18 protein-coding genes are annotated in these 21,761 nt (G+C 65.4%); 9 read left to right on the top strand and 9 right to left on the bottom strand.

Translation table 11 applies throughout. The features are described 5' to 3' along the window. Positions 1–70: 70 nt before the first annotated feature. The 3 genes from HV796_RS10580 to HV796_RS10570 are packed head-to-tail and all read right to left on the bottom strand — an operon-like array spanning position 71 to position 3,007. The gene (locus tag HV796_RS10580) at positions 71–1,111 is read right to left on the bottom strand and encodes a Gfo/Idh/MocA family oxidoreductase (RefSeq protein ID WP_175226468.1); all 1,041 of its coding nucleotides are present in this window, start codon (positions 1,109–1,111) and stop codon (positions 71–73) included. Next, positions 1,111–2,133, bottom strand: a complete 1,023-nt coding sequence (gene iolG, locus HV796_RS10575; RefSeq protein WP_175226410.1) for an inositol 2-dehydrogenase — start codon at positions 2,131–2,133, stop codon at positions 1,111–1,113. Before iolG ends, HV796_RS10580 begins: the two co-directional genes overlap by 1 nt. Next, positions 2,126–3,007, bottom strand: a complete 882-nt coding sequence (locus tag HV796_RS10570) for a MurR/RpiR family transcriptional regulator (protein ID WP_175226409.1) — start codon at positions 3,005–3,007, stop codon at positions 2,126–2,128. The genes iolG and HV796_RS10570 overlap by 8 nt, the downstream gene beginning before the upstream one ends. Positions 3,008–3,278: 271 nt before the next feature. Here HV796_RS10570 and HV796_RS10565 point away from each other — a divergent pair, with 271 nt between their 5' ends. The 8 genes from HV796_RS10565 (at position 3,279) to HV796_RS10530 (ending at position 14,001) form a co-directional block, all read left to right on the top strand. After that, positions 3,279–4,325: a sugar ABC transporter substrate-binding protein gene (locus tag HV796_RS10565; protein ID WP_175226408.1), complete on the top strand. Its 1,047-nt coding sequence runs from the start codon at positions 3,279–3,281 to the stop codon at positions 4,323–4,325. 264 nt (positions 4,326–4,589) lie between these two features. Further along, positions 4,590–5,789: an ABC transporter permease gene (locus HV796_RS10560; RefSeq protein ID WP_175226407.1), complete on the top strand. Its 1,200-nt coding sequence runs from the start codon at positions 4,590–4,592 to the stop codon at positions 5,787–5,789. Positions 5,790–5,831: 42 nt separating this feature from the next. Then, entirely contained in the window at positions 5,832–6,671 is an 840-nt protein-coding gene (locus HV796_RS10555) for an ATP-binding cassette domain-containing protein (RefSeq protein ID WP_246355791.1), read from the top strand. A gap of 71 nt (positions 6,672–6,742) precedes the next feature. After that, positions 6,743–8,767 carry a bifunctional 5-dehydro-2-deoxygluconokinase/5-dehydro-2-deoxyphosphogluconate aldolase gene (locus tag HV796_RS10550; protein WP_175226406.1) on the top strand — a complete coding sequence of 675 codons (2,025 nt, stop codon included), beginning with the start codon at positions 6,743–6,745 and terminating at the stop codon, positions 8,765–8,767. Then, positions 8,764–10,752: a 3D-(3,5/4)-trihydroxycyclohexane-1,2-dione acylhydrolase (decyclizing) gene (iolD, locus tag HV796_RS10545; protein WP_175226405.1), complete on the top strand. Its 1,989-nt coding sequence runs from the start codon at positions 8,764–8,766 to the stop codon at positions 10,750–10,752. Before HV796_RS10550 ends, iolD begins: the two co-directional genes overlap by 4 nt. A gap of 10 nt (positions 10,753–10,762) precedes the next feature. After that, a complete protein-coding gene (gene iolE, locus HV796_RS10540; protein ID WP_175226404.1) occupies positions 10,763–11,677 on the top strand; it encodes a myo-inosose-2 dehydratase in 915 nt (304 codons plus the stop codon). Further along, entirely contained in the window at positions 11,674–12,480 is an 807-nt protein-coding gene (gene iolB, locus HV796_RS10535; protein ID WP_175226403.1) for a 5-deoxy-glucuronate isomerase, read from the top strand. The genes iolE and iolB overlap by 4 nt, the downstream gene beginning before the upstream one ends. 543 nt (positions 12,481–13,023) lie before the next feature. Next, positions 13,024–14,001: a hypothetical protein gene (locus HV796_RS10530; RefSeq protein WP_175226402.1), complete on the top strand. Its 978-nt coding sequence runs from the start codon at positions 13,024–13,026 to the stop codon at positions 13,999–14,001. Between the two features lie 57 nt (positions 14,002–14,058). Here HV796_RS10530 and HV796_RS10525 read toward each other — a convergent pair whose 3' ends face one another. The 6 genes from HV796_RS10525 to HV796_RS10500 form a co-directional block, all read right to left on the bottom strand. After that, on the bottom strand, positions 14,059–14,934 hold the full coding sequence (locus tag HV796_RS10525; RefSeq protein ID WP_175226401.1) for an NmrA family NAD(P)-binding protein: 876 nt from the start codon (positions 14,932–14,934) through the stop codon (positions 14,059–14,061). A 160-nt stretch (positions 14,935–15,094) separates the two neighbouring features. Next, positions 15,095–15,877 carry an inositol monophosphatase family protein gene (locus HV796_RS10520; protein WP_175226400.1) on the bottom strand — a complete coding sequence of 261 codons (783 nt, stop codon included), beginning with the start codon at positions 15,875–15,877 and terminating at the stop codon, positions 15,095–15,097. 158 nt (positions 15,878–16,035) lie between these two features. Beyond that, complete coding sequence (locus HV796_RS10515; RefSeq protein WP_175226399.1) at positions 16,036–17,184, bottom strand: iron-containing alcohol dehydrogenase; 1,149 nt, start codon at positions 17,182–17,184, stop codon at positions 16,036–16,038. A 146-nt stretch (positions 17,185–17,330) separates the two neighbouring features. Beyond that, positions 17,331–17,861: an NUDIX domain-containing protein gene (locus HV796_RS10510; RefSeq protein WP_175226398.1), complete on the bottom strand. Its 531-nt coding sequence runs from the start codon at positions 17,859–17,861 to the stop codon at positions 17,331–17,333. A gap of 90 nt (positions 17,862–17,951) precedes the next feature. After that, on the bottom strand, positions 17,952–18,986 hold the full coding sequence (locus tag HV796_RS10505; protein WP_175226397.1) for a threonine aldolase family protein: 1,035 nt from the start codon (positions 18,984–18,986) through the stop codon (positions 17,952–17,954). 266 nt (positions 18,987–19,252) lie between these two features. Further along, positions 19,253–20,599: a YbfB/YjiJ family MFS transporter gene (locus HV796_RS10500; protein WP_175226396.1), complete on the bottom strand. Its 1,347-nt coding sequence runs from the start codon at positions 20,597–20,599 to the stop codon at positions 19,253–19,255. A 153-nt stretch (positions 20,600–20,752) separates the two neighbouring features. On the opposite strand from HV796_RS10500, the gene HV796_RS10495 reads away from it, so the two are divergent. After that, positions 20,753–21,682 (top strand): LysR family transcriptional regulator, encoded by a 930-nt coding sequence (locus HV796_RS10495; protein WP_175226395.1) that lies wholly within the window; start codon positions 20,753–20,755, stop codon positions 21,680–21,682. Positions 21,683–21,761: the final 79 nt, after the last annotated feature.

The raw sequence follows: 21,761 nt of genomic DNA, 5'->3' as shown, positions 1-21,761 counted from the left end.
GCGGCGAGCTCGTACCCGACCGCGCCCCAACATGCGCAGGGAAAACGCGTGATCGACATGGCAACTGTCCTTAAAGCATGACCGCCTGCCCGGTCTCAAGCGAACGCCGCAACGCATTACCGATGCGCGTCGCCTCAAGCGCGTCGGCCAGCGTCGCACCGCTTTGCTCGCCGCTCTGTACCGCCGCGACGAACGCCTGCGCCTCGTACAGAAACGCATCTTCGAAGCGATCGAAGAAGGTCGGCGTGCACTCGTTGCGCACGCCGTGCGCGTCCGCGATTTCAACGCGATTCAGCCGTGGATTGCGGCCGATCGCGAGCGCCCCAGCCGTACCGATCACCTCACTACCGGTGTCGTTGCCGTGCGCCATCGTGCGCGACGCGTAGAACATCGCGAGCCGCCCATCGTCGAATTCACAGATCGCCACGCCATTGTCGACGTCGCCGAACGCGCGCAAGCCGTCATGCAGCGCGACCGTGCCTGCCGCATAGACGCGCTTCGCGCTTGGCTTGCCCAGCAGCCAGCGCGCGACGTCGATGTCGTGCACCGTGCAATCGAGGAAGATGCCGCCGGAAGACGGCGCAAAGCGCACGAAGAAGCCGTCCGGATCGTTCTGGTCGCAGGTCTGCGAGCGCACCATGAAAGGCCGGCCGATCAGGCCCGCCTGAATCTTGTCGTACGCATCGCGGTAGCTCGGATCGAAGCGGCGCATAAAACCGATCGTCGCCTGCAGATGCGGCAGGCGTTGCGCTTCACCGAGCACGCGTTCGCACTCCGCAAGATCGAGCGACAGCGGCTTCTCGCAGAACACGTGCTTGCCGGCCCGCAACGCATCGACGATCTGCTGCGCATGCAACGCGGATGGTGTAACGAGCCACACCGCGTCGACGTCGCGATCGTCGAGCAGCGCCGCGTAGTCGCGATACTCGCGCGGCGCGGGCAACGCGCCGCGCGCCCACGTCAGTTCTTCGTCGAGTGGGCTGCACACAGCGGTAAGCGCCGCCCCGCGCACGCGATACGCGAGATTCTGCGCATGCCGCTTGCCGAGCCGGCCGAGACCAACCACGCCGATGCGCAACGGTGCGCGCTGCGCTGAATCGGGCGCCGCCATCATGCCGCCCCGTCAAGCTTGACTGCGCGCCCTGCGCGCCATGAACGCGTGGCCGCTTCAGCGAGTTCGAGCGCCTTCAACCCATCAGCGACCGTCGTGCGCACCGGCTTGCCTTGTGTCACCGCTGCGAAGAAATGCGCAATCTCAAGCGCATACGCGGCACGATAGCGTTCGAGAAAAAATGCTTCGGGCACGTCGCTCGAGACCGCCGTCTTCGAATACGCGACCACTTCGGTCGGCCGCACGTTGCCCGCTTGCAGCATCCCGTCACTGCCCAGCACTTCGAAACGTTGGTCGTAACCGTATGCGGCCCGCCGCGCGGTATTGATCTGGCACAAACGCCCACGCTTCGTGCGAATCGTCACCGCGGTCGAATCGATATCGCCCGCATCGGCGATCGCCGGGTCCGACAGACAGCTGCCGGTCGCATGCAGCGTGTCCGCTTCATCGTCGAGAATCCAGCGGAAAATGTCGAAGTCGTGAATCAGCATGTCCTTGAAGATGCCGCCCGAGTGCTTGATGTACTCAACCGGCGGCGCACCCGGATCGCGGCTCGTCACGACCAGCATTTCCGGTGTGCCGATCTCGCCGGCATCGATGCGCGCCTTCACCGCGGCAAAGGTCGGATCGAAGCGCCGCTGAAAGCCGATCATGCAGACCACGCCCGCCTTCGCGACCGCATCGGCGCACGCCCGCGCGCGCTCGAGCGTCAGATCGACGGGTTTCTCGCAGAACACGTGCTTCCTCTGCGCGGCGGACTTCAGGATCAGGTCCGCATGCGTATCGGTGCTCGAACAGATCACCGTCGCGCCAACCGACGCATCGCCGATCGCGCCGTCGATGTCCGCGACCTGCGCGCCGTGCTGGGCGGCAAGCGCCGCGGCCGCATCGCGGTTCACATCGACCACATACTTGAGCCGCACGCCCGGCTGCCGCGCGAGATTCGCCGCGTGAATCCTGCCGATCCGACCCGCGCCGAATACCGCGACGTCGATCGTCTTACCGCCCGCACCATCAGTCATCGTATCCTCCAGTGTCTTTCGATTCTTCAACGTTCAATTCAAGCTTGTACGCAAGCGCGATAAAGAGCGCCTGGCACAGGCAGATCGTGCTGGTCAGCGAACGGAACGCGAACGCGCTGCCCTCTTTCACATACAGTTGCGTGCTCGCGTAGCGTGCGAGCGGCGACAGCTGGCTGTCGCTGATCAACAGCGTTTTCGCCTGATGGTGATGCGCGACGCGCAGGCAGTACTGCGTCTCCTTGCCGTACGGCGCAAAACTGATCGCGATCACGACGTCGCCCTTCTTCACGCTGCGAATCTGCTCGCGGTACATGCCGCCGAAACCGGATACCAGATGCACGCGCTTGGGCGTGTGCTGCAGCGCATAGACGATGTAACTCGCCACCGGAAACGAGCGCCGCACGCCCACCACGTAGATGTTTTCCGCCTGCTGCATCATCTTGACGGCCACGTCGAACTGCGCGTCGTCGAGCGTCGCGTCGAGCTCGTCGAGCCCCCCGCGGCACGCGGCGATAAATTCGCGTGCAACCGTGCCGCCGGATACACGCCCCGGCTTTTCGTCGATCAGCTTGCGGATACGTTGCTGATAACTCGGCGACGACGCGCCCTGCCCCGTATACGCCTGACGAAACACCGCCTGCAGATCGGAAAACCCGGAGAAACCGAAACGCTGCGCAAAGCGCACGACCGCGGACGGATGCACGCCGCAACTCGTCGCGATATCGCTGGTGCGATCGACCATCACGCTGCCGCGATGCTGCTCGATATACGTCGCAACGCTTTTCAACTGGCGCGGCAACGACTCGTAGTTGTCCGCGATGCGCTGCATCAATTCATCGACGCTCGGCAGTTCTTCTGTGTTCTCTTCAGCCATGGGCCTTCCTTCCTTGCTCTGTTGCGTCGCAAAAGCCGCGCCGCGCGTGCTTCTCGCACGGTCCGCCGAGGCCGGCCAGACGATGCCGATTATAGGCAGCGCCTCCGGCAAATGGAATGTATTTTCCAATTTTATTTTCTTTGAAATTTTCATTGCATCGTCATCGAAGTTGACCTAATCTTGGTCGTGAGCGATGGCGTGCCTTTGTCCGTGCAGGTTGGCGCGCCCTACGCTCCCTTCAAAAACGAACAGACCGAGAAAGGTGGAGACAATGAAACTTTGCAAAGGCAAGGGTTCAATCACAGCGCTCTTTGCGGCGCTTTCGCTATCGCTGGGCTTCGCGGCATCGGCACCCGCACGGGCGGCCGACGCGCATTTCGTGCTGATCAGTCACGCACCCGATTCCGACTCGTGGTGGAACACAATCAAGAACGCGATCAAGCAGGCCGACGAGGACTTCAACGTCGAAACCGACTATCGCAATCCGCCGAACGGCGATATCGCCGATATGTCGCGGCTGATCGAGCAGGCCGCCGCGCGCAACTACGACGGCGTGATCACCACGATCGCCGACTACGACGTGCTGAAGAGCTCGATCGGCAAAGTGACCGCGAAGAAGATCCCGCTTGTCACGATCAACTCGGGCACCGAAGAGCAGAGCCAGAAACTCGGCGCGATCATGCACGTCGGCCAGCCCGAATATGTCGCGGGCAAGGCTGCCGGTGAAAAGGCGAAGGCCGCCGGCGTGAAGTCGTTCCTGTGCGTGAATCACATCGCGACCAACGCGGTGTCGTTCGACCGCTGCCGCGGCTTTGCGGAAGCCATCGGGGTCGACTACAAGACGTCGACGATCGACTCGGGGCAGGACCCGACGGAAATCCAGTCAAAAGTAAGCGCGTATCTGCGCAACCACCCGAACACCGGCGCGATCCTGACGCTCGGCCCGGTCCCGGCCGCGGCGACGCTCAAGGCGGTTCAGCAGATGGGCCTCGCTGGCAAGATCTACTTCTGCACGTTCGATTTCTCGGATGACATCGCCAAGGCGATCCAGGCCGGCACGATCCAGTTCGCGATCGACCAGCAGCCGTATCTGCAAGGCTATATCCCGGTCGCAGTACTCGCGATCGCGAAGAAGGAGCACACGACGGATCCGGTGAAAATCCGCCAGATCCTGCAGGCCAATCCGAAGTTCAAGGAGCGTCTCGAGACCTACGGCCTCGAACCGTCCTATGGCCCGCGCGACATCCGCTCGGGTCCGGGCTTCATCACGAAGGCAAATCTTGACAAGGTTGTCAAGTACGCGGGCCAGTACCGCTGAAATCACCGCGGTATAGGTATTGAGTTCACGTATTAATTAGCCAGTCGTACGCGGCACCGGACGCGCAACACGCTTTGCGATCACGCGCGGCACCGGCGGACCTCATTCCGCCCGTCGCCACCGCACCAGTACCCCGTTTCGGGCCGCGTCACTCATCGGTTTTCGCTCACGGCGTTGTGACGTGAAGCATGAAAGCCGGGCATCTCGCAATGGCATCAGACAGGAGGACGCGCTCAGCGCCACTCCCGTCGCAAAGGAGACATCATGGGCGTCGCCGGCAAACACTTTCCCTCGCATGCAGCAGACGCGTCGAACAGCAACGACGCGGCGCCTGCCGCGCCAACCGGGGCGCCGACCGGGGCGCCAGGCGTGACCGCGCATTCCGACGAACGCGTCCGCAAGGAATCCTGGTATGGCCATCTGCTGAACCGGCCGGAATTCGCCGCGATTTCCGGCACGGTGCTCGTGTTTCTGGTCTTCGCGATCGCCGCGGGCCACTCCGGGATGTTCAATCTCGACGGCGTGATGAACTGGTCGCAGGTCTCCGCGTACCTCGGCATTCTCGCGGTCGGCGCGTGCCTGCTAATGATTGCCGGCGAGTTCGACCTGTCGATCGGCTCGATGATCGGCTTCGCCGGGATGATGGTCGCGATTCCGTCGGTCTACTTTCACTGGCCGATCTGGGCGGCGATCCTCTTCGCGTTCGTCGGCTCGATGCTGCTCGGCGCATTGAACGGCTATCTCGTGATGCGCACGCGGCTGCCGTCGTTTATCGTCACGCTCGCATTCCTGTTTATTCTGCGCGGCCTGACGCTCGCGCTGTCGATCATGGTCGCGGACCGCACGATCATCTCCGGTGTCGGCGACCTCGCGCAGGCCGACCCCGTCACCAATTTCCTGTTCCATGGCGTCGCGCTGCATGGCCTGTTCACGGCGCTCGCGCATATGGGTATTGGCACGCTGCTCGATAACGGCAAGCCGCTGGTGCCGGGCATTCCGAAAGTGCTGCTGTGGTGGTTCGCGCTCGCGGCGATCTGCGCGTTCGTGCTGGCCAAGACGCGCTACGGCAACTGGATTCTCGCGGTCGGCGGCGATGCGAACGCGGCCAAGAACGTCGGCGTACCGGTCAAGCGCGTGAAAATCTCGCTCTTCGTGCTGACCGCGTTCTGTGCGTGCCTGTTCGCGGTGCTGCAGGTGGCCGATATCGGCTCGGCCGCGGCGGACCGGGGCTTGCAGAAGGAATTCGAAGCGATTATCGCCGCGGTGATCGGCGGCACGCTGCTCACCGGCGGCTATGGATCGGTGGTCGGCGCTTGCTTCGGCGCACTGATTTTCGGCGTCGTGCAGATCGGCATCACCTATACCGACGTCAGCTCCGACTGGTTCCGCGTCTTCCTCGGCGTAATGCTGCTGCTCGCGGTGCTGTTCAACCACTATGTGCGCCGCCGCGTATCGCAAGGGTAATCCGGCAAGCGTCATCGATACGTGCATCCAGGAGACACGAACATGTCCGACGTCATCAACCCCAGCGCCAACGCCAGCCCGAACTCGGCGGCAAGCGGCGGCGACTATATCCTCGCGCTCGAAAACGTCAGCAAGTTTTTCGGCAAGGTCATCGCGCTATCCGGCGTCACGCTGCGCCTGAAGCGCGGCGAAGTGCACTGCCTGCTCGGCGACAACGGCGCCGGCAAATCGACGCTGATCAAAACGCTCGCGGGCGTACACGCGCCCTCGGCCGGCCAGTATCGGGTCGACGGCGCGCCGGTGCATTTCGAGTCGCCGAAAGATGCGCTCGATCTCGGTATCGCCACCGTTTATCAGGACCTCGCGCTGGTGCCGCTGTTGTCCGTCGCGCGTAATTTCTTTATGGGCCGCGAGCCGCAGAAGAAGCTGTTCGGCCTTGTCAACGTGATGGACCTCGACACCAGTGCGCAAATGGCGCGCGACAAGCTCGCGGAAATGGGCATCAACGTCCGCGATGCGCATCAACCGATCGGCACGATGTCAGGCGGCGAGCGTCAGTGTCTGGCGATCGCGCGCGCGATTCATTTCGGCGCGCGCGTGCTGATTCTCGACGAACCGACCGCCGCGCTCGGCGTGAAGCAGAGCTTCAACGTGCTCAAGCTGATTCACAAGGCCCGCGCAAAAGGGATCTCAGTGATCTTTATCACGCACAACGTGCATCACGCGTATCCGATCGGCGATTCGTTCACGCTGCTTAACCGCGGCAAATCGCTCGGTACGTATACCAAGGACACGATCAGCAAGGATCAGGTGCTCGACATGATGGCGGGCGGCGCGGAAATGCAGAAGATGATCGCCGAACTTGATGGCGCGACCATCTGAGCGGCCCACGCCGCGCTGTCCGCCGCCTTTGCCGCTTAACGACCCGACGCCCCGACATTCAGGATAATTTTATGGCTCTTACCTCACCTCCCGCGGCGGGCGCGACCAGCCGCTTTGCCGCCGGCCGCAGCCGCGACATCATCTGCCTTGGCCGCCTCGCGGTCGATCTGTACGCGCAGCAGGTCGGCGCGCGTCTCGAAGACGTGTCGAGCTTCGCGAAATATCTCGGCGGTTCGTCGGCGAACATCGCGTTTGGCTGCGCGCGCCTCGGGCTCGCATCGGCGATGCTCGCGCGCGTCGGCGACGACCACATGGGGCGTTTTCTGACCGAGACACTCGCGCACGAAGGCTGCGACGTCAGCCATGTGCGCACGGACCACGAACGGCTGACCGCGCTCGTGCTGCTCGGCCTCAAGGATCGCGATACGTTCCCGTTGATCTTCTACCGCGAAAACTGCGCGGACATGGCGGTCGACCCAGCCGACTTCGACGAAGCCTTTATCGCGTCGTCGAAGGCGCTGCTGATCACCGGCACCCATCTGTCGACTGAACAGGTCAACCGCACGAGCCGGCGCGCGCTCGACTACGCGCGCCGCAACCATGTGCGCACCGTGCTCGATATCGATTACCGGCCGGTGCTGTGGGGCCTGACCGGCAAGGCCGACGGCGAGACGCGCTTTATCGCGAACGACAGCGTCAGCGCGCATCTGCAGGGCATCCTGCCGCTGTTCGATCTCGTGATCGGCACCGAGGAAGAATTCTGCATCGCGGGCGGCCACACTCGTCTGATCGACGCGCTACGCACGGTGCGTTCGGTCACGCCGGCGACGCTGATCGTCAAACGCGGGCCGCTCGGCTGCCAGATCATCGACGGCGCGGTGCCCGCGACGCTCGACGAGGCGCCGGTGCACGGCGGCGTACAGGTCGAGGTACTGAACGTGCTCGGCGCGGGCGACGCGTTCGCGTCGGGCTTTCTGTCGGGCTGGCTGCGCGATCAGCCGCTGGACGCGTGCGCGCGCGCCGCGAATGCCAGCGGCGCGCTGGTCGTGTCGCGCCACGGCTGCGCGCCAGCGATGCCGACGCCGACCGAGCTCGAGTATTTCCTCGCGGAAGCGAAAGCCGATCCGCAACGGATGCGGCGCCCGGACCGCGACGCGAAGCTCGCGCGGCTGCATCGCGTGACGCCTGCGCGCCAGCGCTGGGACGAAGTGCTCGGCTTCGCGTTCGATCATCGCAACCAGTTTTTCGAACTCGTGCAGCAAACCGGCGCCAGCGAAGCGCGCATCGCCACGCTGAAAGGGCTGTTTGTCGACGCGGTCGCGCGAACCGAAGCGGCGCTCGGCCTGCAAGGCCGCATCGGCGTGCTGATCGACGACCGCTACGGTCAGGACGCGCTGAACGCGGCCACCGGCCGCGGCTGGTGGATCGGGCGCCCGGTCGAGCTGCCCGGCTCGATGCCGCTCGTGTTCGATCACGGCCGCTCGATCGGCACCACGCTCACGAGCTGGCCGCGCGAGCACGTGGTGAAGTGCCTCGTTCACTACCACCCCGACGAACCGGTCGAACAGCGGCTCGAGCAGGAGGCGCAACTGCGCGCGCTGTACGACGCGGCGCAGGCGAGCGGCCATGAGCTGCTGCTCGAAGTGATCCCACCGAAACGCGCGGAACTGTCCGCCGACGCCGACGTCGTGTTTCGCGCATTGAAGCGCCTCTACAACATCGGCATCTATCCGGAATGGTGGAAGCTCGCGCCGCTCGACGCCGCACAATGGAAAGCCGTCGACGCGCTGATCGCCGAGCGCGATCCGTATTGCCGCGGCGTCGTGCTGCTCGGTCTGTCGGCGCCGGTCGAACAGTTGACCGATGGTTTTCGCGCGGCGGCCGCGTCCGCGACCTGCCGCGGCTTCACGGTCGGTCGCACGATCTTCCATGAACCGAGCCATGCGTGGCTCGCGGGCGAAATAACCGACGATGAACTGATCGCCCGCGTGCGACACACCTTTGAAACCTTGATCGCGTCGTGGCGTGCGGCGCGCGGCGGCGACGCCGCCCGCGCCGCCGGCCCGCGCACGGTCCATCAGGAGCAGGCGGCATGAACCAGCGTGGGTTGCATCATGAGACGGCCGTGGCGCACAGCGCGGCCGCGCAGGCTGCGCCGAACGGCACGGTTCGTTTGACCGCGGCGCAGGCGCTGGTCCGGTATCTGGCCGCGCAGCGCGTGGTCGCCGAGGACGGCAAAAGCACCGAGCCGCTCTTTGGCGGCGTATTCGCGATCTTCGGGCATGGCAACGTGGCAGGCCTCGGCGAAGCGCTGTATCAGTACCGCAACGAATTGCCAACGCTGCGCGCGCATAACGAGCAGGCGATGGCGCACAGCGCGATCGCGTATGCGAAGGCCCATTTCCGCCGCCGGATGATGGCGGTCACCACGTCGATCGGGCCGGGCGCGACCAACCTCGTGACCGCCGCCGCGCTCGCGCATGTGAACCGTCTGCCGGTGCTGCTGCTGCCCGGCGACATCTTCGTGTCGCGCGCGCCCGACCCGGTGCTGCAGCAGGTCGAGGATTTCCACGACGGCGGCCTGTCCGCCAACGACGCGTTCAAACCGGTATCGCGCTATTTCGACCGGATCGTGCATCCGGCGCAATTGCTGAGCGCGCTGCCGCGCGCACTGCGTGTGCTGACCGACGCCGCGCTATGCGGCCCGGTCACGCTCGCGCTGCCGCAGGACGTGCAGGCCACCGCGTACGACTATCCGGCCGACTTCTTTGAGCCACGCGTCGTGCAGTTTCATGCGCCGGCGCCGGTCGATCATGAAATCGCCGCGGCACTGACGCGGCTGCGCCACGCGAGGCGGCCGCTGATCGCAGCGGGCGGCGGCGTGCTCTACGCACGCGCGGCCGAAGCCCTACGCGCGTTCGCCACGCAGCACGGTATTCCGGTTGCCGAAACGCAGGCCGGCAAGGGCTCGCTCGCATGGGGCGACCCGCTGAACCTGGGCGCGCTTGGCGTAACGGGCTCGCCCGGTGCGAACGCGCTCGCACACGAAGCGGATTGCGTGCTCGCGGTCGGCACACGCTTGCAGGACTTCACCACCGGCTCGAATACGCTCTTTACGCAGGCGGAGGTGATCGGCATCAACGCGAATGCGTTCGACGGGCTCAAGCATCGCGGGCTCGTGGTTCAGGCGGATGCGGGACGCGCCCTCGCCGCTTTGTCCGCGCAGTTGACCGACTGGCGCGCGGACGCCGCGTGGACTCAACGTGCGCACACGCTCGCCGACGAATGGCGCGCCACCGTCGATCAACTGACGCACGCACCGCAGCGCGACAATGTGCTGCCCTACGACGCGGACGTGATCGGCGCGGTGCAGCGCTCGAGCGCGCAATCGGCCACGCACGACATCGTCGTCTGCGCGGCGGGCACGCTGCCCGCCGAACTGCACAAGCTGTGGCGCGCGGGCCGCCCCGGCGCGTATCACGTCGAATACGGCTACTCGTGCATGGGCTACGAAATCGCCGGCGGCCTCGGCGCAAAGCTCGCGCGGCCCGAGCGTGAAGTGATCGTGATGGTCGGCGACGGCAGCTATCTGATGCTCAACAGCGAGATCGCCACGTCCGTGATGCTCGGCGCGAAGCTGATCATCGTCGTGCTCGACAATCGCGGCTATGGCTGTATCAACCGTCTGCAGCAGGCGTGCGGCGGCGCGCCGTTCAACAATCTGTTCGACGACTGCGTGCAGCACGGGCCCGGCGCGCCGGCGATCGATTTCGCCGCGCATGCGCGCTCGCTCGGGGCACTCGCGGAACACGCGGCGCATATCGGCGAACTCGACGCCGCGCTGCAGCGCGCACGCGCCGCGGATCGCACCTACGTGATCAGCATCGACACCGACCCCGCGCGCACCACCGACGACGGCGGCTGGTGGTGGGAAGTCGCGGTGCCCGAAGTCTCGCCGCGCGCGGGCGTGCGCGATGCGCGCGCGCAATACGACGCGCAACGCGCCGCGCGCGGCGCATCTCACGATCAGGCGCGTGCCGGCTCCGACGACCCCGCAGGCGGCCCGTCCGCCAACGAATGAGGACTTTCGCATGTCAACCTTCGAAGTACGAATCGGCATCAACCCGTTGTCATGGATGAACGACGATCTGCCGTCGCTAGGCGGCGAAACCCCGCTTGAGGTCGCGCTGACCGAAGGCCGCGAAATCGGTTATCAGGGGTTTGAGCTCGGCAACAAGTTTCCGCGCGAACCGCAGGCGTTGAAGACCCTGCTCGCGCAGTACGATCTCGCACTCGTGTCCGGCTGGTACTCCGGGCGGCTCGCGCAGCGCAGCGTCGCCGAGGAAATCGAAGCGGTCGGGCCGCATCTGGAACTGCTCGCGAAGAACGGCGCGAACGTGATGGTGTACGGCGAAGTCGCCGATTCGATCCAGGGGTCAGCGGCGCCGCTCTATCAGCGCCCGCGCTTTTTCACCGACGCGCAGTGGGACACTTACGCGAAACGGGTCGACGCATTCGCGCAGTACACATTGAACCATGGCGTGCGGCTTGCGTATCACCATCATATGGGCGCCTACGTCGAGACGCCCGCCGACGTCGACCGGCTGATGGCGCAAACCGGCGATGCGGTCGGCCTGCTGTTTGACGCGGGCCATATCACGTTCGCAGGCGGCGATCCGCTCGAGGTGCTCGACAAACATATCGGGCGCGTGTGCCACGTGCATTGCAAGGACGTGCGCCCCGCGGTAATGAAGCTTGCGCGCAACCGCAACTGGAGTTTCCTTGATGCGGTGCTCAACGGCGCATTCACCGTGCCCGGCGATGGCGCGGTCGATTTCGCGGGCATCATCACGCGCCTGAAGCAGCACGGTTATCGCGGCTGGCTGGTGGTCGAGGCCGAGCAGGACCCGGCTGTCGCACCGTCGTACGCGTACGCGGCGAAAGGCTACCGGACGCTGCGCACACTCGTCGATGCACCGTTGCTCGCGGCACAGGAGGTAGCATGAGCTTGCTCGTGAAGGCCCAGCGCGAAGGCCAGACCATCGCGCGCGTCACGCCGGACACGGCCGGCTGGCGCTATGTCGGCTTCGCTGCATACCGGCTCGACACGAATGAAGTCGTGCATGTGCTCGAAGTCCAGCGCGAGGTATGCATCGTCGTGCTCGCAGGCGCGGTCGATATCGAAACCGATGTGGCGCGCTGGAGCAGTCTCGGCTCGCGCGACAGCGTATTCGAAGACAACGCGCCGGTGGCGGTGTATCTGCCGCCGGGCGTGCGCGCCACGGTGCGCGCCAATCGCCGCGCGGAAGTAGGCGTCGCAAGCGCGCCCGCCACCGGCAAGCACGCGGCGCGGCTGATCGAACCCGCAACCATGAAGCGCTCGACGCGCGGCAAAGGGCTCAACACGCGCTACGTCTGCGACATCCTTCCGCAGACCGAGCCGGCCGAAGCGCTGCTGGTCGTCGAAGTGCGCACGCCGGGCGGACATTCGTCGAGCTACCCTCCGCACAAGCACGACACCGACAACGTGCCGCACGAGAGCTCGCTCGAGGAAACGTATTACCACCGGCTCAACCCGCCGCAGGGTTTTGCATTCCAGCGCGTCTACACCGATGAACGTGATCTTGACGAATCGATGGCCGTCGAAGACCACGACGTCGTGATGGTGCCGCGCGGGTATCACCCGGTGATCGTGCCGTATGGCTATGACTCGTACTATCTGAACGTGATGGCCGGCACACAGCGCGTGTGGCATTTCAAAAACGATCCGGCGCATGAGTGGATCGTCGAGCGCGACGCGCGCGCGTAAGCGTACGCGCCGGTACACGGGTCGGAAACGCCAGCCCGGTCAGCGCCGATATCGTAATACCACCTCGCGGAAGAAGGGTCTGCTGTGATAGAGGGGCGGGTTCGCCAATGCGGACCGCCTTTCCTTCATGCACAACATGCCCATGACACCATCCGCGCTGAACCCCACTCTCGCCGCTCGCGCCACGGCAGACACCGACACCGAGCCGCCTTACCCGCGCGCCGCGTCACAACCACGCGAGCCCGATGAAAAGCTACCTGCCAACCCCCGGCGCAGGCCTCATCCACAACACAGACAACGACAATCAGGCCCGCTGTCGACCGGCACGCGACTCCCTAACCGGCGCACGCCCCAGTCGGCCGATCCCGCCCAAGCGCCGGTCGCGGTGAATCCTCTACAAGCATCGCCCGATGAGCGATCCGCGACAAATAGCGAGTTGACGTCGCTACTCGCGCGCCATGACAAGACGCGAACGGAGACGATGCCAACGCCACGCTCGATGCGGTGAACGCGCAACTGCGCGCACGGCTTGCGGAAGTTTCCATGGCGGGGTATCCGGATGACGTGCGCCGCTTCGAACAGGACAAACAACGCGATCTCGGCATGCTCGCGCAACTGCCGTCCGATGACGCGGCTGCGTACCGCGATGGCATCAACGTCAACGCCGACAATGTCGGATCGACGTCGAATGCATGGCTGAGGGGTTTGTACGAACACGATGAGGAAGCACTGCACGATGAGATCAACTCAGCGCATCTTGAAGCCGAGACCGACCCTCGCGCGCAGGTGCAAGCCGTGTTCAATGCGCCATTCGGCAGCGAAAAGCTGCTCGCCGCCGATGAACAGCAGAACCTCGCCGAGCTTCGCGCGCTGCGCTCTCAATTCGGCGCCGCACGCACGATAGCGGAGCGCGACAAGATCTTCTCGAACGCGTGCCGGATCAAACAGACCCTGCAGGACAGAATCACCGGCCTCGCGCTCGATGAGATCGCGACGCAGAAAAAGGCCGAAGCGGCCAATGAAAACGACGTGATGCAGGCATTCGAAGACGCTAAAGGGTTGACCGGCCCCGGCGCGACGACCGGCGCGCGGCTCGCGTATTTCGCCAATCGGATCTGCGCGGATCCCGGCCACGCGCGCGCGTTCACCGAGTTTCGCAGCCTCACGCCCGAGCGGCTGCAGCAACTCAAGGTAGACGATCCGCAACGGTATCGGCAGCTAACGGCGCTCGCACCTGAACGGCTCGCTCAACTGACGCAGTGGGAAAACGATCTCGCCGCGCAGGACAGCGAAGCCGCCGGACGCTTGCCGGAAGTCGCGCTGGACCCACCGAAAAACTTCTCGGACGTGCGCTTCTACACACCGGCGCCGGGGCCCGACTACGACAGGAATCTACGCAAGCTCTACGCCGACGCCCGTGACAGCATCGTCGCCGCGGAACAGCGCATCAGCATCTCGCACGAACGGCCGTCGTCGCCGGTCCGGCGAAACTACATCAAGCAACACCAGCCGGCAGAGTGACAACGTCGGCGTGACACGCGGGCCGATCCGGCCCGCGTGTATCGGTGCCGCCGTCGCTCAGTTCGCGTGTGCGCCCGCGTCCACCAGCCGACGCAACACCGCCTCCAGTTCGACCTCGCCTTTCAGCACGTGCGCCGGGTCCTGCTCGAAATCGATCCAGCCCTCGTTGAAGCCGTCGAGCATCTGCATGCGCGGCAGCGGGTACTTCATCCCTTGCGACCTGAACAGATCGTTCCACGTCACACGCGGGACGATCTGCGCGCGCACCTCGCGGCCGAGCACCGCGCCGAACGCAGCGGCGATATCGTGTGGCGACACGCGACGCGGCCCTTCCAGCTCGACCACGCGTTTGCCGCTCCATTCCTGTTGCAGCAGCATGGCCGCGACGCGTCCGATGTCCGCCGTTGCGACCATCGGCACCGCCTTATCGAGCGGCTGCAGAAAACTCGGGACGATGCCGTCGTCGCGCGCCGAGGCGACGTCCCACGCGGCGTTCTCCATAAACCAGGCCGGGCGCAGGAACGTGACCGGCATCGACAGATCGCCAAGCGCCTCTTCCATCAGCGTACGCTGGGTCAACAGATTCGGCCGTTGCGCGTGCGCGCCGACGGTCGACAGGCAGACGACTTTCGCGGGCCGCGCTATCTCGAGTGCGGCCTTCACCGCGTTGATCACGGCGCGCGCTTCGTGAAAGCCTGGCGCCGGATCGAACTCCGACGGCGGCAGAACAAAGACGCCTTGCGCACCGTCGAATGCGGCGGCAAGCGCGGATGCGTCGCCCATATCGGCCTGTACGATCGTGCAGCCTTGTGCGGCCCACGCACCGCCCTTGTCGACATTGCGCACGATCGCGCGTACAGGTTGACCTTCCGCCAGCAGCGCACGCGCGAGCGCGCCGCCGACCTGGCCCGTGATACCGGTGATTGCATACATGACAGCCTTCCTTGGATTTCGGTTAAGAGTACGTTGCAGTGAACGTTGACCGTATCTTAGGAAGCAGGCCGCGCCGGCGAAACCGACGCGCTGTCATTTGATTAGTGACGCCGGATCACCAGTACAAGGAAGGCGTGGCAGCCGGCGAAGGACGAAGGGCTCAGAGGTCCATTGCGCGTTCGATGTGCTCGCGCAGCGCCGGCGTGCAAACCATCACGCGATTACCGTGCTGCAGGCATTCCGGCGTGAGGAAATCGTTCGCCCAGCCGCCCGCCTCCTCGACCAGCAGCACCGCGGCCGCCGCATCCCACGCGTTGATGTGCAGTTCGCAATACGCATCCTGCCGACCCATCGCGACATTCGCGATGCCGAGCGCGCCGGAGCCGCGCCGCTTCACGCCCGCGCCGAGCGCATGCAGACGCGCATGCACGGTCGCGTAGCCGTCGAACGGCACGCGCGACGACCAGCCCAGCTCGACGACAGCCTGACGGATATCGGCGATCGTGCTGACCTTGATGGGCGCGCCGTTCAACGTCGCACCGGCGCCGCGCTGCGCCGCGAACAGTTCGTCGTGCATCGGGTCGTACAGCACGCCAATCTCGGTGCGGCCATCGCGCACGAACGCAATCGACACGCAAAAATAAGGCACGCCGCGCGCGAAATCCGCGGTGCCATCGATCGGATCGACGATCCACACATCGCGGCCGAGCGACCCGCCGCCCTCCTCGCCGAAGAAGTCGTCGTCGGGGAACGATTCGGCAACGCGCGCCGCGATCAGGCGTTCGACTTCCGCATCCGTCTCGGTCAGATAGTCCTGCGGACCCTTGAACTTCAGCGTCAAGGCTTCGCCGCGCTGCTCGAATCTCAGGCGGATCAGTCGGCCGGCTTCGCGCGCAATCGCGCATGCGGCCAGATAGCGATGAGTCAACTGCATGTCGGTCATACGTTCCTCACATCGGACAAGCGCGGCAAGGTGCACCGCGGGGGTAACTGGGCTGGCGCGTTCGCGTTGCGCGTTTATTCAACGCGTTTTTCCATGCGTTTATTCCACGCGTCTGTTCCGCTTATACGCCGGCAGCGGACAACACACCAGACCGCGCATCAAAGCGATTCGGTCAGCATCCACCGATAGTCGGCGGCGCTCGCTTCGCGCGGGTTGGTCTTGTGGCAATGGTCGGCGAGCGCGCCCGCGACGACCTTGTCGAATACGCTCGCGTCGACGCCGATCTGCGCGAGACCGGTCGGCAAGCGAAGACGCGCGGTCATGTCGTGCACCGCCTGCGCGAGGTCCGCATGGTCCCGCAAACCCATCACGCGGCGCATGCGCGCGTACCGGCGGTTCGCGATCACGCTGTCCGCGCTTTCGTTAAAGCGCAGCACCGCCGGCAGCACGACCGCGTTCAGTGTGCCGTGGTGCAGCGACGTGCGTCCGCCAATCGGCACGCCACCCAGCGGATGCGACAGCGAATGCACGCAGCCGAGCCCCTTCTGAAACGCCATCGCCCCTTGCATCGACGCGCTCATCATCTGCAGTCGCGCGTCGCGGTCGCTGCCGTCCGCAGTCGCACGCTCGATATGCGCCCAGGCGCGCTCAAGCCCATCGAGCGCAATGCCGTCCGCCGGTGGATTGAAGGCCGGCGACAGAAACGTCTCGATGCAATGCGCGATCGCGTCCATGCCGGTCGCCGCCGTTAACGCGGGCGGCAAGCCAAGCGTGAGACCCGGGTCGCAGATCGCCGCCTTCGGCAGCAGATGCCATGAGTGAAATCCGAGCTTGCGGCCATCGTTCAGAATGACGATCGCGCCACGCGCGACCTCGCTGCCCGTGCCGGCGGTGGTAGGCACGGCTATCAGCGGCGCGCTTGCCGCAGTGATCCGGTTGCTGCCGCCCTCGATCGTCGCGTACTGCGTCAACGGGCCCGGGTGCGCGACCGCGATCGCGACGCCCTTCGCGAGGTCGATCGACGAGCCGCCGCCGACCGCGAGCAGGCCGTCGCAGCCCGCTTCGCGATAACGCGCGGCCGCCGCGAGCACCATCGCTTCGGTCGGATTGGACGGCGTGTCGTCGAACACCGACGCGTCGTCGAACCTCGCCGCATCGAGCACGCGTGTCACGAGCCCCGCCGCGACAACGCCCTTATCGGACACGACGAGCGGCCGCTTGATACCGGCACGCGCGCATTCGGCCGGCAATTGCGCGAGCGCGTCGTAGCCGAGATGAATGTGGGTCAGATAGTAGATGTAGGCCATGGCGGTTGCGCTCCTCGATGTTCGTTCTGATATTCGGCAGAATCCTGCCGGGTTCTGAAGACATCCTGCTGATACGCGAACGGATATGCTGCCGCGGCACATGCGCAATCAGGCTCGCTTGGTGAGCGCGGCGGCCGGCCTCCAGTCTACCGCCCTGGGCGCTCGACAAACTCGAACGGCAAGTCGCGCCGGCGCATCCATTCGCCGAGTGCCTGGCCGGTGCCCGCACGCCACGGCCGCAGCTTCGCAGGCTCGACGAGCCGGTACTCGAGCAATTCTGGAGATAGCGAAATGGTGCCGTGCGCGCGCACGTGATACGCGATGATCAGCTCGTTCTTGCGCATGAATTCGTACACGCCGACCAGATCGATTGTATCGGCCACGAGCGACGTCTCCTCCTTCACTTCGCGCGCGATGCCTTGCTCCGGCGTCTCGCCGTTTTCGAGGAAACCGGTGATCAGCGCAAACATCCCCTCCGGCCACGCGGCGTTGCGGGCGAGCAGTATCCGGCCTTCGTATTCGACGATCGCGGCGACCACCGGCAGCGGATTATTCCAGTGCACATAGCCGCAGCCATTGGCCGGACAGCTCTGGCGAATGCGGCCGCCTTCATGAGCGGGATCGGCGCGCTCGGTGAGCGGCGTGGCACAGCGGGGGCAGAAACGGTAGTCGGACATGTTGACGCACAGTGGGGTTCGGTTTGCGTGACGTAGCGGATAACGCGACGTGATGCGGCGGCGTGATGCGACGTGATGCCCGTTGCGCCGTTACGCCGCGCCGCACAGTTGCCGCACGTCGGCGGCGAAGCGCTCGACCGTCTCCGGCTGAGTATCCCACGCGCACATCAGCCGGCAGCCGCCCGCGCCGATGAACTCGTAGAACTTCCAGCCGCGCGTGCGCATCGCTCTCGCGACCTCGGCGGGCAGCTGCGCAAACACCGCGTTCGATTGCGACGGAAACATGATGCTCACGCCCGCGATATCGGCAAGCCGGGCCTCCATCAAGCGGGCCATTGCATTCGCGTGGCGCGCATTGCGCAGCCACACGTCGTGATCGAGCAGGCCGAGCCACGGCGCCGAGATAAAGCGCATTTTCGACGCGAGTTGGCCCGCCTGCTTCAACCGATAGGCGAAATCCTCGGCGAGCGCGCGATCGAAGAACACCACCGCCTCGCCGACCGGCAGGCCGTTTTTCGTCCCGCCGAAGCACAGCACGTCGACACCGGCACGCCACGTGATTTCGGACGGGTGCACGTCGAGCGCAGCGACCGCATTCGCAAAGCGCGCGCCGTCCATATGCACCTTCAGATGCCGGCGCTTCGCGATGGCCGCGATCGCGCGTACCTCGTCGACGCTGTACACCGTGCCGACTTCCGTCGCTTGCGTGAGCGTGACGACCTTCGGCTTCGGATAGTGAATGTCCGCGCGGCGCGTGACCACCGCTTCGATCGCATCGGGCGTGAGCTTGCCGTTCGCGCCGGGCGCGGTCAGCAGCTTCGAGCCGTTCGAGAAGAATTCGGGGCCGCCGCATTCATCGGTTTCGATATGCGCCAGTTCGTGGCAGATCACCGAGTGATACGACTGGCACAACGACGCGAGCGCAAGCGAGTTCGCCGCGGTGCCGTTGAACACGAAGAACACTTCACAGTCGGTCTGGAACAGGTCGCGTAGCCGGTCGCAAACGCGCTGTGTCCAGGAATCGTCGCCGTAAGCGGGCTCGTGGCCGCTGCCGTTGGCGGCGATCAGCGCTTCGAGCGCTTCGGGGCAGATGCCGGCATAGTTGTCCGACGCGAAATGTTGCATGGCTGCGGTGCGCGCGGTGCGTGCCGCGCGATCGTAAGTGGGAAAGCCGACATTTTAGTGCGCGGGCGGCGGATCTGTTTGGTCGACGCGGCAGACGGGGGACGCAAGGGACGCGCGACGGCTACCCTGACCTCACCGGCGGATTGCGCGAAGTGGCGGGTGCGGCGAGGCACGTTCCTCTGCAAGCAACCGCGTTATCGGCACGTGGTGAACGCAGCGGCAAGATGAGCCGCAGCGCGGGCGCACGCTACTGACGCACGAGCGCGCTATCTGCGCGTTGCCGAAGCCACCGCGGCCAGACCGATCGCGCCGGCGATCAGCGCTCCGGCCGCGAGCCACAGCGCTGGCGTGAACGAGCCGGTCCGTGCGGCGATCGGCGCGGCGATCAGTGGCCCGACGATCTGCCCGAGGCCATATGCGGCGGTCGCATAGCCCATCAGACCGGCCGCGTCGTCGCCGTGGAGGCGCCGTGCCTCGCGCATCGCGAATAGTGTGATCGCGGTGAACGGCAAACCGATCAGCACACTGCCCAACGCGAAGCCAATCGCGCTTGGCCAGACGATACCCGCCCCTATGCCCAGTGCCTGCAGCAGATAACAGCCGGCCAGCAGTGTCCGGTTATCCCAGTGCGTGGGCAGACGCGCGCCGGTCAGCGCCCCCGCCATCAGCGCGACGCCGAACATCGGCCAGAACAGATCGGGCCACGCGGAACCCGGCAGAGCGGCACGCGCGATCACCGGCAGGAATGTCGCGGTGATGATGTAACCAAAACCAGGGATGCCATACAGCACCACGAGCCACGCCGCGTCGGCGCGGTGCGCGCGGCGTTCGATCGCGGCGGCGACACTCGTCGCGCGACCGGTCGCGCGCGGCGGGGAAGTGAGGGTCGCGTCGCGCGTGGTGAAACGTGGCGCGGCAGCGTGTGAGGCCGACTGCGCGACGCGCCCGGTGGCGCGCTCGTCGTTCCGTTCGCCGGATGCGGCAGCCGCCGGTTTGGGCACGTCGGTCGAATGTTCGATGCGTCCGGCGGGATCGAAGTCGCGCCACACGGCAGCGGTCAACGCGGCCGACACGACGCCGAAACCGACCCAGCCGAGCGGCGCACCATACGTCCCGGCGGCGCTCACACACAATCCGGTCGCCACGATGCCCAGACCCGGTCCGGTGTAGATCAGCCCGCCCCACGCGCTCTCGCCCAGTTCAGCCAGTCGGCGCAGCCCCCATTGCGACGCGAACACGAAGGTCCACGCGCTCGCGATACCGGCGACGAAGCGCACGGCAGCCCAAACCCAGACGCCGTCAGTCATCCCCATCGCCAGCACCAGCAGCGCGGTCGCGCACAACCCGCGGCGCACGACGCGCACCGCATCGACGCGTAGCGCGGCACAACTGAGCGCACCGATGAAATAGCCAGCGTAGTTCGCCGACGCAAGCCAGCCACCCTGCCGGATATCGAGCGCGCCGCTTTTGAGCATCAGCGGCAACAGCGGCGTGAACGCGAAGCGGCCAACGCCGAGCGCCACCGCCAGCGCGACCATGCACGCGAGCGCCACGCGGCGGGCCGCGGCAGGTTCAGCGCGTATATCAATTGCGGCGCGGGTAAGGTCGTTCATCAGGCGAGGCAGGGTCGGAACAACGATTGCATCAAGACGCATCAGCGGAAACCGATAGGTCCGATGTTAGGCTGCCTTTGCTATTCTAAAAAATGAATTATATTGAATGGAATCATCGCCCGGAGAGAACATCGGGTGTTACCGGAGAGATGCATGGACCTCGCCGCACTGACTATTTTTCGCGCCGTGGTACGCGAGAACGGCGTCACGCGGGCTGCCGCGAAATTGAACCGGGTGCAGTCGAACGTAACGACGCGCATCAAGCAGCTCGAAGAACAGCTGGGCACCGACCTGTTTATCCGCGACGGCCGCCGGCTCGTGCTGACGCCCGCCGGCGAAACACTGCTCCCGTACGCGGAACGTCTGCTCGCGCTGGCCGACGAAGCGCGCCACGCGGTGCGGGAAAACCGTCCGAGCGGACGGCTGCGACTGGGCACGATGGAAAGCGTCGCCGCCACGCGCATGCCGGAACTGCTCGCGCGGTATCACCGGACCTGGCCCGATGTATCGCTCGAGCTGGAAACCGGTACGACGGGACGGCTGATCGAACGCGTGCGCGAATTCGAAGTGGATGCCGCGCTGGTCGCCACGCCGCTCGACGTCGCCGCGTGTCTGGGCGAACAGTTCGACTCAGTGCCGGTGTTTCGCGAGGATCTGGTGATGCTGACGCCGCGCGATCATCCGCCGGTCCGGCATGCGCGCGACATCGCACTGTCGACGCTGATTGCGTTCGAGCGGGGCTGCGCGTATCGCAGCTATATCGAGAAGTGGTATCACGAACACGGCATGCAGCCCGCGCGCGTGCTCGAGCTGGGCTCGTATCACGCGCTCATCGCCTGCGTCGCGGCAGGCGCCGGCGTGGCCGTCGCACCGCGCTCCGTGCTGGAACTGCGGCCGGAAGCGGACAACATCACGGTTCACTCGCTCGGCGAACTCGGTTCGATCGAAACGCTGCTGGTCTGGCGGCGCGGACATTTCTCGTCGGCGCTCAACGCACTGCGGGAGATGCTGCTCGAACAAAGCAATCTGAATGAGGCTGGGGCGGCGGCCGAAAACCAGAACGGGGCATTGGAGGCGGTGTAGCGCGGCGGTCGCAGTCGCGGCTGCGCGTAATCTTATCATTTTTGATAAAATTACGATAAGATTATCAAAATCTTATCGC

Source organism: Paraburkholderia humisilvae, from assembly GCF_902859855.1.
In the GTDB taxonomy this organism is placed as follows: Bacteria; Pseudomonadota; Gammaproteobacteria; order Burkholderiales; family Burkholderiaceae; genus Paraburkholderia; species Paraburkholderia humisilvae.
Note: the sequence above shows the minus strand (reverse complement) of the source record. Positions and strands in the feature narration are given on the sequence as shown.